11 protein-coding genes are annotated in these 12,510 nt (G+C 75.5%); 4 read left to right on the forward strand and 7 right to left on the reverse strand.

The genetic code is table 11. The annotated features are described in order from the left end of the window. Positions 1-295 precede the first annotated feature (295 nt). From ABD973_RS30000 to dhaK, 3 genes are read right to left on the reverse strand one after another with little or no spacing between them, the layout of a single operon-like run. Complete coding sequence (locus tag ABD973_RS30000) at positions 296-703, reverse strand: PTS-dependent dihydroxyacetone kinase phosphotransferase subunit DhaM (protein WP_125604193.1); 408 nt, start codon at positions 701-703, stop codon at positions 296-298. Next, positions 700-1,308 (reverse strand): dihydroxyacetone kinase subunit DhaL, encoded by a 609-nt coding sequence (dhaL, locus tag ABD973_RS30005; RefSeq protein ID WP_345503250.1) that lies wholly within the window; start codon positions 1,306-1,308, stop codon positions 700-702. The genes ABD973_RS30000 and dhaL overlap by 4 nt, the downstream gene beginning before the upstream one ends. Positions 1,309-1,310: 2 nt before the next feature. Continuing rightward, positions 1,311-2,309 carry a dihydroxyacetone kinase subunit DhaK gene (dhaK, locus tag ABD973_RS30010; RefSeq protein ID WP_125823856.1) on the reverse strand — a complete coding sequence of 333 codons (999 nt, stop codon included), beginning with the start codon at positions 2,307-2,309 and terminating at the stop codon, positions 1,311-1,313. Positions 2,310-2,470: 161 nt separating this feature from the next. On the opposite strand from dhaK, the gene ABD973_RS30015 reads away from it, so the two are divergent. Continuing rightward, positions 2,471-3,511: an MBL fold metallo-hydrolase gene (locus ABD973_RS30015; protein WP_345503252.1), complete on the forward strand. Its 1,041-nt coding sequence runs from the start codon at positions 2,471-2,473 to the stop codon at positions 3,509-3,511. 30 nt (positions 3,512-3,541) lie between these two features. Here ABD973_RS30015 and ABD973_RS30020 read toward each other — a convergent pair whose 3' ends face one another. Next, entirely contained in the window at positions 3,542-4,006 is a 465-nt protein-coding gene (locus ABD973_RS30020) for a MarR family winged helix-turn-helix transcriptional regulator (protein WP_125820172.1), read from the reverse strand. Positions 4,007-4,127: 121 nt separating this feature from the next. Here ABD973_RS30020 and ABD973_RS30025 point away from each other — a divergent pair, with 121 nt between their 5' ends. Together ABD973_RS30025 and ABD973_RS30030 are read left to right on the forward strand one after the other, a co-directional pair. Beyond that, positions 4,128-4,685, forward strand: coding sequence for a DoxX family membrane protein (locus ABD973_RS30025; protein ID WP_345503254.1), 558 nt, complete (start codon positions 4,128-4,130; stop codon positions 4,683-4,685). Between the two features lie 78 nt (positions 4,686-4,763). Continuing rightward, positions 4,764-6,557, forward strand: coding sequence for a glycoside hydrolase family 15 protein (locus ABD973_RS30030; RefSeq protein WP_345503256.1), 1,794 nt, complete (start codon positions 4,764-4,766; stop codon positions 6,555-6,557). A gap of 61 nt (positions 6,558-6,618) precedes the next feature. Here the strand turns inward: ABD973_RS30030 and ABD973_RS30035 are convergent, their stop codons facing one another. Together ABD973_RS30035 and ABD973_RS30040 are read right to left on the reverse strand one after the other, a co-directional pair. Next, the gene (locus tag ABD973_RS30035) at positions 6,619-8,025 is read right to left on the reverse strand and encodes an APC family permease (protein WP_125603173.1); all 1,407 of its coding nucleotides are present in this window, start codon (positions 8,023-8,025) and stop codon (positions 6,619-6,621) included. Positions 8,026-8,332: 307 nt separating this feature from the next. After that, positions 8,333-10,543: a PP2C family protein-serine/threonine phosphatase gene (locus tag ABD973_RS30040; protein WP_345503258.1), complete on the reverse strand. Its 2,211-nt coding sequence runs from the start codon at positions 10,541-10,543 to the stop codon at positions 8,333-8,335. Between the two features lie 180 nt (positions 10,544-10,723). On the opposite strand from ABD973_RS30040, the gene ABD973_RS30045 reads away from it, so the two are divergent. After that, positions 10,724-11,440 carry a class I SAM-dependent methyltransferase gene (locus ABD973_RS30045; RefSeq protein ID WP_125603172.1) on the forward strand — a complete coding sequence of 239 codons (717 nt, stop codon included), beginning with the start codon at positions 10,724-10,726 and terminating at the stop codon, positions 11,438-11,440. 32 nt (positions 11,441-11,472) lie between these two features. On the opposite strand, the gene ABD973_RS30050 is transcribed toward ABD973_RS30045, so the two are convergent. Further along, positions 11,473-12,384 (reverse strand): alpha/beta hydrolase fold domain-containing protein, encoded by a 912-nt coding sequence (locus ABD973_RS30050; RefSeq protein WP_241253133.1) that lies wholly within the window; start codon positions 12,382-12,384, stop codon positions 11,473-11,475. Between the last annotated feature and the right edge of the window lie 126 nt (positions 12,385-12,510).

Consider the following 12,510-nt stretch of genomic DNA (forward strand, 5'->3'; position numbering starts at 1 on the left):
GGCCGGCCGCTGCGCGGGGCTGTCCCCTACCCTCCCCCAGACTCCGTCCGGGGGGACCCCCACTTCCACCGTTCCCCCGGGCGCTGCGCGCCCGGTGCGCTCGAACTCCCCCAGCTGCCGCCGGGAGGTGCCCCAGCGCGGGCTGGATTTCGCTGCGCGACATTCCAGCCCCGCCGGCGTTTGAGGCGCGGGGTCTGGGGCGGAGCCCCTGGGGGCACCCCCCCCAGCGGTAGCCGGTGGAGGAACGGGTGAAGGGAGGGTAGGGGACCTCGCCCCGCGCAGGGGTACCGCCGGGTCACGCCTTGCGGTAGGCGTACGCCTCCTCGGCCGCCGCCACCACCGCCTCCAGGGGAGCCCCCGCGGACGCGGTGATCACCGCCGCCACCGCCCCCTCCAGGAACGGCGCGTCCACCAGCCGGGAGCCGGCCGGGAGTTCCTCGTCCTCCAGGAGCGCCTTGACGGTCAGCACCGAGCTGCCGAGGTCCACCAGCAGTGCGACCCCGGCCCCCCGGTCCACCGCCGAGGCCGCCGCCGTGATGAGCTCCGCGCTCGTGCCGAGCCCGCCGTCGGCGGTGCCGCCCGCCGGGGCCACCGGGGCCACGGCCCCGCCCGCCGCGATGCCCCGCGCCAGCTCCGCCACCGACCCGGCGACCCCGGCGCTGTGCGACACCAGCACGATCCCGACCAGCGCCCCGCCGCTCACGCGGTCCCCTCCGCCGTGTCGGCCAGCGCGCCCAGCAGCAGGGCGGCCGAGGTGGCCCCCGGGTCCTGGTGCCCGACGCTGCGCTCCCCGAGGTAGCTGGCGCGGCCCTTGCGGGCCAGTATCGGGACCGTGGCGAGGGCCCCGCCCTCCGCCGCGTCCCCGGCGGCACGGTAGGACGTACCCAGCGCCGCGACCCCCGGGACCAGCGCGTCGAGCATCGTCTTGTCGCCCGGGGCCGCCCCGCCCAGCCGGGCCACCGCGTCCACGCCCGCGTCCAGGGCCGCGCGCAGCTCCTCGTCGGAGACCTCGGAGGCCTCCCCGAGTTCCTTGCCGGTGCGCCGCAGCAGCGTTCCGTACAGCGGGCCGGACGCGCCGCCCACCGTGGAGATCAGGGTGCGGCCGGCCAACTGGAGCAGCGCCCCGGGCGCGTCCGCCGGGTCGGCCCCGGCCAGTGCCGTGCGCACGGCCGTGAAGCCCCGCAGCAGGTTGGCCCCGTGGTCGGCGTCCCCGATGGGGGAGTCGAGCTCGGTGAGCCGGTCCGCCTCCCGTTCCACCGCCGCCGCGGCGGCCTCCAACCAGTGCCGGAAGAACTCCGCGTCACGCATCCTCAGCACCCCCAGCGCAGGGCGGCCGTGCGCACCGGCGCGTCCCACAGCCGCAGCAGCTCCTCGTCCGCCCGGCACACCGTCACCGAACAGCCCGCCATGTCCAGGGAGGTGACGTAGTTCCCGACGAGCGCCCGCGCCACCTCGACGCCCCGCGCGGCCAGGGCGGCGGCCACCTCCGCGTGGAACCCGTACAGCTCCAGCAGCGGGGTCGCTCCCATCCCGTTGACCAGCAGCAGCACCGGACCGGCGGGCGGTCCGGTCTCCGCGAGGTCGTCCAGTACGGCCGCCACCGCCACCTCCGCGATCTCCCGCGAGGTCATCATCGCGCGCCGCTCCCGGCCGGGCTCGCCGTGGATCCCGACGCCCAGTTCCAGTTCCCCGTCGGGGAGGTCGAAGGTGGGACCGCCCTTCGCGGGCGTGCTGCAGGCGCTGAGCGCCACCCCGAAACTGCGGGACGACGCGTTGACCCGCCGGGCGAGGGCGGCGACCCGCTCCAGCGGTGCGCCCTCCTCGGCGGCCGCCCCGGCGATCTTCTCGACGAAGAGGGTGCCTCCCGTGCCGCGCCGGCCGGCCGTGTAGAGGCTGTCGGTGACGGCGACGTCGTCGTCGACGAGCACCCGCTCCACCCGCAGGCCGTCCTCCTCCGCCAGTTCGGCGGCCATCTGGAAGTTCAGCACGTCGCCGGTGTAGTTCTTGACGACGAACAGCACCCCCTGACCGGCGTCCACGGCCCCGGCCGCGTGCAGCATCTGGTCGGGCACCGGCGAGGTGAACACGGCGCCGGCGCAGGCGGCGGAGAGCATCCCGGGCCCCACGAACCCGGCGTGCAGCGGCTCGTGCCCGGAGCCGCCCCCGGACACCAGCCCGACCCGGCCGCCGGCCCGCGCGTCCCGCCGCACGACAACCTGCCGCTCCACGTCGACGTCGAGCTCGGGATGCGCGGCCGCCATGCCGCGCAAGGCGTCGGAGACCACGGTGTCGGGTGAGTTGATGAGCATCTTCACGAAGAACCTCCCGGTGCGGTGGAGTCGTGTGCTGTGACCTGCTGCCGACCGTAGGGCAGAGCACCCCGCCGAGGTGGCGGAACGCGGACGCGGCGCACCCGGCGTACGCTCGACTGCGGGGCCGTCCCGCCTGCGGCGGCCTCGCGGGAGGCGGCGTGGCCGGGCTCGGCGAGCTGATCGGGATCGACGACCGGACGGTGCTGGTCGCCGGGCAGGAGCTGGACCTGGCGCACGGACGGCCCGACGTGGCCAACGCCCTCGTCCACCGGAGCGGCGAGACGCTCGTCCTGGTCGACACCGGTGTCACGGAGCCGTTCCGCGCGGCGCTCCGGGAGGCCGCCGACCTGGTCGGCCCCTGGTCCAGGGTGCTGCTGCTGACCACCCACGGGCACCTCGACCACGTCGGCAACAACGACCTGGCCGACGCGCTGGGCGTGCCGGCGGAGCACTGCGTCCCCGCCCCCGACCTCGGCCAGATGCGGGACCCGGTGGCGTACTGGGTGCGGGCCTTCGAGCGCGTGGCCGGGCTGGGCGTGCTGCCCGGGCCGCCCCGGGAGACCGCCGAGCGGGTGGTCTCGCTCTTCCGGCCGCTGCGGCCCTTCGGCGCGACGACCCGGACGTACGAGGAACGGCCGCCGGAGCGGATCCGGATCGGCTCGCTGCGGTTCGTCGGCTGGACCTTCGCCGACGGCGCGGTCCGGGTGCTGCGCAGTCAGGGCCACTGCGCCGGGCACGTGGTCGTGCACCTGCGGGACTGCGGGGTCCTCCACCTCTCCGACGAGGCCAACGGCCCCTGCGGCCCCATGGCCGACGCCGACCAGCTCAAGCTCCAGACGGCGCTGGGCTCCGCGGCCCGCCTGCTGGAGGAGGGCGAGGCCGAAGTCCTCACCGACGGGCACACTTTCGCCCCGCGTCGCGGCGCCGAGGCGGTGGCCCACCTGGACCAACTGCTGGACCAGGCGGCCGCCCTGCACGCGGCGGCCCTCGAACTGACCGCCGGCCCCGGCCCGGTCCGGCCGGACGCGTTCACCGCCGCCTGCGCGGAGGCCGCCACAGCCCTGGGCGTCACCGGCGCCAACCCGAACCCGCTGTTCACGGCGATGATGGCGGTGAACCTGCTGCACGCCCTGGGCCTGCGCCCGGAGTCCGAGGCCCCCGGCGCCCCCTGGTCCCGCCCCCGGCCGCCCCGCCCCTGACGGGCCGCCGCCCGCCGGGACCGCGTCCCGTCAGGCTCCTTGTTCGCGCAGCCGGCGGCTGACCTCGCCGAGGCCGTCGGCGAGGGCGTCGAGCTGTTCGGGGGTGAGGACGTCCACGAGGGCCTCGCGGACCGCCGTGACGTGGCCGGGGGCGGCCTCCTCCAGGCGGGTGCGGCCCGCGTCCGTGAGGACGGCGTAGACGCCCCGGACGTCCGAGGGGCAGCTGCGGCGGCGGACCAGGCCGGCCTTCTCCATCTGGCCGACCTGGTAGGTCAGGCCGCTCTTGGAGTTGATCAGCCCGTTGGCGAGCTCCGTCATGCGCAGCTCCTGGTCGGGCGCCGCGGCGAGCCGCACGAGGATCTCGTACTGGGGGTGGGAGAGTCCGGAATCGTCCTTGAGCTGCTGGTCGAGCCGGCGGTTCACCAGGGCGGAGGCGGCCAGGAAGCCCCTCCAGGCGCGCATCTCGCGGTCGTCCAGCCATCTCGGTTCGTCCATGGGGCCAGGGTACACGGGTCGTTCGAATTTGAATCAACGGCTCCTGGGTGGCTATGGTCGGACTCAAGCAGGTTCGAATTTGAACCAATCCTCGGGCCGCCCGACCGGAAGGACCCCCCCCATGAGCAGCGCCACCGCCACCGCGACGAAGACCCCGCCCGCCGCCCCGGCCGCCCCCGCCGCCGGCACCTCCGCCCACGACGCCGGACTGCTCCTGCTGCGCGTCGTCCTCGGCCTCACCGTGGCCGCCCACGGCACCCAGAAGCTCTTCGGCTGGTTCGGCGGCGGCGGGATCAGCGGCACCGGCCAGTTCTTCACCGCCACCGGCTACCCGGCCGGCGACGCCATGGCCGCCCTGGCCGGCCTCACCGAGACCCTCGGCGGCCTCGGCCTCGCCCTCGGCCTGCTCACCCCGCTCGCCGGGGCCGCCGTCACCGGCACGATGATCAACGCCCTGGCCGTCCACGGCACCGGCGCCTTCTTCGCCCCGAAGGGCATGGAGTACGAGCTCCTGCTCGCCGCGGCCGCCGCCGCCCTCACCCTCACCGGCCCCGGCCGCCACGCCGTCGACCGGCTGCTGCCCGTCCCCGCCCTGCGCACCCACCGCCTCGCCCTCGGCGCCCAGGCCCTCGCCCTCGGCGTGGTCCTCGCCGCCGTGACGCTCCTCATCCGCAACTAGGCGTCTCGCCGACGGCGGCCCGCGGGCGGGAGGGTCGCCGGCTGATTGACCCCCGGGGTTTGGGGGAAAAGCGGGTGAATGACACAACCCATCGAAGACTACGCACTCATCGGCGACCTGATGACCAGCGCGCTGGTCGGCCGTGACGGGTCCATCGACTGGCTGTGCCTGCCCCGCTTCGACTCGGCGGCCTGCTTCGCCGCCCTCCTCGGCAGCAAGGAGAACGGCCACTGGCGCATCGCCCCGGCCGCCGCCGCAAACGGCGAACGGTGCACGCGGCGGGCCTACGTGGACGGCTCGCTGGTCCTGGAGTCGTACTGGGAGACCGACGAGGGCACCGTCAAGGTCGTCGACTTCATGCCGCAGCGGGACGAGGCACCCGACGTGATGCGGATCGTCGAAGGGGTCTCGGGCCGGGTCACCGTCCGGAGCACCCTGCGGCTGCGTTTCGACTACGGCAACGTCGTCCCCTGGGTCCGGCGCAGCGAGGGCGACCGGGTCGCGGTCGCCGGACCCGACTCGGTCTGGTTCCGCAGCGAGCCTCCCGTGCGGACCTGGGGCGAGGACCGCAGCACCCGCTCGGAGTTCACCGTCGGCCCCGGCGAGAAGGTCGCCTTCGTGCTGACCTGGCACCCCTCGCACGAGCCGCGCCCCGAGCCCGTCGACCCGTACGGGGCTCTGGAGCAGAGCCTCGCCGACTGGCGGGAGTGGACCGGCCAGTGCCGCTACGAGGGCCCGTACGAGGAGGCCGTCACCCGCTCGCTGATCACCCTCAAGGCCCTCACCTTCGCCCCCACCGGCGGGATCGCCGCCGCCGCGACGACCTCGCTGCCCGAGGAGATCGGCGGGGTCCGCAACTGGGACTACCGCTACTGCTGGCTCCGTGACGCCACCCTGACCCTGGGCGCCCTGCTGTCCACCGGCTTCCTCGACGAGGCACGGGCCTGGCGGGGCTGGCTGCTGCGCGCCGTCGCCGGCGACCCGGCCGACCTCCAGATCATGTACGGCATCGCCGGCGAGCGCCGCATCCCCGAGACCGAACTGCCCTGGCTGCGCGGCTACGCCGGCTCCGCCCCGGTCCGGATCGGCAACGCCGCCGTCGACCAGCTCCAGCTGGACGTGTACGGAGAGGTCCTGGACGCCCTGCACCTGGCGCGGGCCTCCGGGCTGGCCTCGGAACGGCACGCATGGCAGATCCAGCTCTCCCTCCTGGACTTCCTGGAGCGCAACTGGCGCCGCCCGGACGAGGGGCTGTGGGAGGTGCGCGGCCCGCGCCGCCACTTCACCCACTCCAAGGTGATGGCCTGGGTGGCCGCCGACCGGGCCGTGCGGACCCTGGAGAACGCCCCGCACATGCCGGGCGACATCGAGCGCTGGCGGGCCATGCGGGACGAGGTGCACCGCGACGTCTGCGAGAAGGGCTACGACCCCGAGCGGGGCACCTTCACCCAGTACTACGGCTCCCGCGAGCTGGACGCGGCCACCCTGCTCATCCCCCGCGTCGGCTTCCTCCCGCCCGACGACCCCCGCGTGATCGGCACCGTCGACGCCGTCCGGGAGGAACTGGGCAGCAGCGGCCTGATCCGCCGCTACAGCACCGAAGGCCCCTCCGTCGACGGCCTGCCCGGGGACGAGGGCACCTTCCTGGCCTGCTCGTTCTGGATGGTCGACGCCCTCCACATGACGGGCCGGACCAAGGAGGCCCGCGAGCTCTTCGAGAAGCTGCTCGCGGTCCGCAACGACGTGGGCCTCCTCGCCGAGGAGTACGACACCCGCAGCGGACGCCAGCTCGGCAACTTCCCGCAGGCGTTCAGCCACGTCGGCCTGGTCAACACCGCCATCGCCCTGTCCGCCGCCGAAGCGGCCGGCTGACCCCCGCGCCCACGGGTGGGGGGCCGCCGCGAACCGCGACGGCCCCCCACCCGCCGGGCGGTCAGACCGCCGGCTCGTCCTCCGCGTCGGGGATGCTCACCAGCCAGCGCGAGTCCGTCCGCGGCCGCAGGTACAGCGCCCAGTAGAGGGTGGCCACCGCGGTGATGCCACCGGTCCACAGCAGGTACTCGGTCTCCTGCTGGGTCAGGATGTACGCGAACACGAGGATCAGCACGACCGGCACGGCCGGCCACAGCGGCATCCGCCAGGCGGCCTTCTCGCCGTGCGCACCGCGCCGGCTGAACAGCGCGGCCACCGCGACCAGCAGGTACATGCCGGTCACCGACACGCCGGTCACCCCGTACAGGGTGTCGAGGTTGACGAAGCACATCGCCGCGCCCGGCAGGCCGACCAGCAGCGTGGCCACCCAGGGGGAGCCGAAGCGGCCCAGTCGCGACAGGCCGCGGTTGACCGGCTCGGGCCAGGCCTTGTCGCGGGCCGAGGCGAACAGCACCCGGGAGTTCTGGATGACCATGACGATGCCGGCGTTGACGATGGCCAGGGCCACGCAGAGGCTGACGAAGGTGCCGACGGCCGAGTTCGACCAGGCCGTCACCATCGCGCCCAGGTCGCCGGAGGTGAGCGCCTCCAGGTCCGGGGCGCCCATGGTGATCGCGATGACCGGGACCAGGATCACGGCGGAGGAGATCGCCAGGGTGGCGAGCACGGTCCGCGGGACGTTGCGGCGCGGCTGCTCCAGCTCCTCGGAGAGGTAGACGGCGGTGGAGAAGCCCTGGGTGACGAAGAGCGCGATGGCCAGCCCGGAGACCACCATCATGGCCGTCACCGTGGAGACGCCGCCGCCCTCGGCGGCCACCGAACCGTGCACGAGGGCGTCGGCCCCCCGCTCGCTGTGGGCGAAGCCGAGCACGGCGACCAGCGCGGCGGCGACCACCTCCAGCACGAGGAAGATGCCCGTGATCCAGGCGTTGGCGCGCAGGTCCAGCAGGCCGGCGAGGGTGGCCAGCAGCATCACGGCGCCGCCGGCCACCGGAGCCGGTACGTCGACCACGGGGGAGAGGTAGTCGGCCGTGCCCATGGCGATCACGGGCGGCACGATCATGACCACGAGCAGGGACAGCACGAAGACGAGCCAGCCGGCGAGCCGGCCCGCGAGGGTGGAGACCATGGCGTACTCGCCGCCGGCGCTGGGGATCAGCGTGCCCAGCTCCGAGTAACAGAAGGCCACGCCGACGCAGAGCAGCGAGCCGATGGCGATGGTGAGCGCGGTCCAGGTGCCGAGCCCCGAGAAGAGGTCGGGCACGACGACGAAGAGGGTCGAGGCGGGCGTCACGCACGACAGCGTGAGCAGGGTCCCGCCGACGACGCCGATGGAACGCTTGAGCTTCTGCGGGGTGGGGCCGGTGGCCGGGGCCAGGGCCTGGGGTGCGCTGATCGTGTCAGTCATCGGTGCGGGGTTCCGATCGGCAGTGTGGTGAAGGAGTGCGGGAGCGGTATCGCCTCCGGGGCGGTGGTGGGCACTTCGTTCGCGTGGCTCCCGGGCCGCTATGCAAGCTCCACGAGATCCGCAGGTCAATAGCTGTTCACCTGCGGAATCCATCGTGGATCACCCCTCCGCCGCGCCGGTTGCGGTGTTAAGGCCGCGTAAATATTGGCCGGGTGAGGGGTGCGGGAACCGCAGCGAGATCCAATGAATTTCCCTCCGCTTTGCCTGGCGGGCGGAGTCGGGCGGGCGGGGACGCGCCGCCGGGCCGTCAGGCGGACGGGCCGGCCGGGCGGGAGGCCAGCAGCAGGGCGACGTCGTCCGGGCGGTCCGGCGTGCGGGCGGCCTCGGCGACCAGCCGGTCGGCCGCCTCCGTCAGCGGCGACGGCCGGGCGGCGGCCAGTGCCGCCCGCAGCCGCTCCACCCCTTCGTCGATGTCCGCCCCCGGCGCCTCCACCAGCCCGTCCGTGTACAGGGCCAGCACCTCGCCGGGTCCCAGCGTCAGTTCCGTCACCGGGTAGCGTGCCCCCGGGTCGATGCCGAGCACCACCCCGCCCGCCAGGTCCAGCACCTCCGCCCGGCCGTCGGCCCGCCGCAGCAGCGGCTGCGGGTGCCCCGCGCGGGCGGCCAGGGCCCGGCCGGAGCCGGGGTCCAGCAGCACGTAGCAGCAGCTGGCGAACTGGCCCGGGTCCAGGTCGATCAGCAGCTGGTTCGTCCCCCGCACCACCTGGTCCGGGGCGTTCCCGCTGAGCGCGAAGGCCCTTACGGCGCTGCGCAGTTGCCCCATGGTCGCGGCGGCCGCCACCCCGTGGCCCTGGACGTCCCCGATGACCAGCGCCAGCCGGCCCCCGTCCGTCTCGATGACGTCGTACCAGTCGCCGCCGACCTCCATGCCGTCCGACCCGGGCAGGTACCGGCCCACCGTGGCCACCTCCCCCCGCACCGGCAGCCGGTGCGGCAGCAGGGCCGCCTGGAGCCCCCGGGCCAGCGCCGCCTCGCTGTCGTAGCGCCGGGCCCGCTCCAGGGCCTGCGCGATCAGGCCGGCCAGCGCCGTGAGGACCGTACGTTCCTCGGGGCTGAAGCCGCGCCGCCGGTCGAAGCCGAGGATGCAGGAGCCGACCGGGCGGCCGGAGGCGATCAGCGGGAGGAAGGCGCGCGCCCCGACCTCGGCGTCCAGCGGGATCCCCGGATAGGCCGCGGCGAGGTGCTCCATCGACTCGAAGAACAGCGGCCGGCCCGAGGTCAGGGTCTCCACCCCGGGCAGCCGCTCGTGCAGCGAGACCCCGTCGAAGCGGTTCAGGAACCCGGTGGGGAAGCCGGTCTCCCAGGCGAGGTACAGGTGCCGCTCGTCGAGCATGTAGATCGCCAGCTGGCGGCCTCCGAACGCGGGCAGCAGCTCCTCGGTGACCACGGCCGCCACCTGGCGCGCGGTGACCGCCTCGGTCAGCGCGATGGCCAGGGCCACCGGCCGGTACAGGGAGGAGGCCCGGTCCGCGGGCGAACCGAGGCCGGTGTCCGGCCCGGCCGCGGGCTCGGAGGCGTAGGCGGGCGGCTCGGCGGCCTCCAGCGTCACCGTCACCCCCGAGGGGCCCGGGTACAGACCCACCGACAGCCATTCGGCGACGGGCCGACCGGTGCCGGGCCCGGGGTCCGCCACCGCGTCCGCCGCCGCGTCCGCCCCGGCCCCGGCCCCGGCACCGGCGGGTCCGCTCCGGGCGGCGAAGCGCACCGGCGCACCCGAGAGGAACACCCCGCGCAGATGGTCCTCGTACGCGGACTGGCCGAGCCACGGCAGCACCTCCCACAGCGCGCGCCCGCGCAACAGGGCCGCGGGCCGCCCGAGCAGCTCCTCGGCGGCGGTGTTGGCGAAGGCCACCGCGCCCTGCCGGTCCACGGACAGCACCGCTTCGAGCCGGTCCACCGCCTCCCGGGCCGCCTCCACACCGGCCGCCGGCCAGGGCAGGCACAGCGGATCACCGTCCCACAGCACCGTCTCCCCGGCCGCCCGCAGCGCCTCCAGCTCCCCGGCCAGACGGGCGGCCGCCGCCCGCAGCCGCTCCCGCTCTCGGGCCCCGAGCACCGCCCCCGGCGTCGCCGGCCGCAGCACCAGCAGCACCCCGAACCGCCGCGGCCCGGCGCCGACCGGCTCGTAGAACGACCCGAAGCGGAAGGGCAGCCCGGCCATCAGCTGGGGGAAGCGCCGCATCGCCGCCTCCGCGTCCGGCAGGTGCACCGCCTGCCCCGTGCGGTAGGCCTCGGCGACCGGGTACGGCCGGTTCACCTGCATGCGCCACCACGGCCGGAACAGCCGCCACGGCAGGCCTGTGACCAGCGCCATCCGCAGCAGCCCACCGGTGCCCGAGCGCAGGTAGACCCCGCCCGCGTACCCGCCGACCGCCTCCACGGCGCCCGCCACCGCCCGCGCGAGCGCCCGGTCCCTGGCGGCGGTGGCCGGGCCGGAACCGTCCGCTGTCGCCGTCACACAGCAAGGATGCGCCCTCGCCCCCGGCGGCCGCACCCGTTCGCCCCGGGCCGCTCCACGTCCGGCCGCGCGCCCGCCTGACACCCCAGGGCGCGCCGATGCGCCGAACGCCTCCCCCGAAGGGGGGAACGGGCCGCCGCGCACGCCGTCGGCCGCACCCCCGCCGGGGAGGCATCCGGCATGCGACACGCGTACGACGACACGCACCCGGCGCCCCGCGCGGCGTTCACGGCGGCCGACGCCTTCACCCTGCGCACCGCCCTCGACGCCCTCGGCGGGGTCCGCGACCTCGACACCCTCGACGTGGCCTGCGGGCACGGCGGCACCGCCGCACTCCTGGCGAGCGGCGGCGCCCGGCGTACCGTCGGCGTCGACCACTGCCCGGACCGGGTCCGCCGGGCCCGCGCGTCGGCGCCCCCCTCCGCCCCCGTCGAGTACGTGGTCGCGGACGCCGCCGACATGCCGCAGCTCGGCCCCTTCGACCTGGCCACCGCCGTCTACCTGTTCAGCCACGCCCCCGACCGGGCGGCCCTGCACGCCATGTTCCGCGGCATCCGCGCCAACCTGCGCCCCGGCGGCCGCCTCCTGTCGCTCGTCCGCAACCCGGGGGCGTACCCGCGGGTCGACTGGTCCCCGTACGGGATGCGCATCCTCGACCGGGTGCCGGACGGCGACGCCCCGCTGCTGAAGGCACAGTTCCTGACCGAGCCCCCGCAGCACTTCGAGTACCGCGAATGGGCGCACGCCGACTTCGCCGAAGCCGCCGTCGACGCCGGCTTCAGCACCGTCGCCTGGCAGCCCTCCCGCACCCCGCCCGCCGACGCCGCGCGCGACGAGGCGTACTGGACGGCGTACCGGGCCTGGCCCGTCAGCTCCCTCATGACGTGCACGGCCTGAGGGGTGCTGCGCCCCGGCCCATTGCCCCCCGGTCAGTCCTGTCCGGCGGTCTCCCCGATGAGTTCGACGATCCGGTCCCGGGCCGCCCGCCCCTCCGGGACCGGCAGCAGCGGGTACCCGTGCGGCATGCCCGGCTCCTCGTGCCACTCCACCCGTGCCCCGGCCGCGGCGGCCCGCCGCCGCAGCTCGTGGCTGTCGGTGGCCAGCACGTCCCGGGTCCCGGTGAACACCGTCAGCGGGGCCAGACCGTCGAAGGAGCCGTGCAGCGGGCTCACCCGGGGGTCGTCCGCCGCGAGGGTCCCCGCGTACAGCCGTCCCGCCTCGGCCAGTCCCGCCCGGGCCAGCACCGGATCGACCGCCTCCAGCGCGGCCTGGCCCGGGTGGCTCATGCTCAGGTCGAGCCAGGGGGAGATCAGCACGATCCGTGACGGCTGCGCCCCGGTCCGCTCCCGCAGCCGCTGCGCGGCGGCCAGCGCCAGCCCGGCGCCCGCGGAGTCCCCGATCAGCACCGTCCCGCCGGCACCGCCGCTCTCGATCAGACCGCTCAGCAGGTCGGCGGCCACCGGGACGTTCCGGTCGGCGGTGCCGCGCGGGGCGAGCACGTACGCCGGGACGACCACCCGGGCCCGGGCCCGGGTCACCAGGGTCCGGATCAGCGACCAGTGCGGCCGGACCAGCTCGTCGACGTACGCCCCGCCGTGCACGTACAGCACCCGCGCCACGGGCTCCTGCCCGCGCGGTGAGGCGTCGTACACCGGCCAGGCCCCGACGAAGGTCCGCGACAGTTCCGCGACCCGGCCCAGCGAACGGGGCGGCAGGTGCGAAGCGGGCCTGCGGGCCGCCCGGGCCACGGTGGCCCGGACCGCTTCGGCCGTCGCGAGCCGTCTTCGCCGCCCCGTCGCCACCAGTGCGGCCGAAAGCGCCCTGCTGCGCAGACTCGGCACGCCCCTCACCTCCCCTTTTCCCCGGTGACGGACCATAGCGCGGCTTCCGCCCCCGGGCCCCGTACCCGTCCAGGGAGGAGCATAGGCGTGAAGCTGCGCTGTCGACCCGCTTAAGAAAGTCTCGAT

The sequence above is a fragment of the Streptomyces racemochromogenes genome, assembly GCF_039535215.1.
GTDB classification, from domain to species: domain Bacteria; phylum Actinomycetota; class Actinomycetes; order Streptomycetales; family Streptomycetaceae; genus Streptomyces; species Streptomyces racemochromogenes.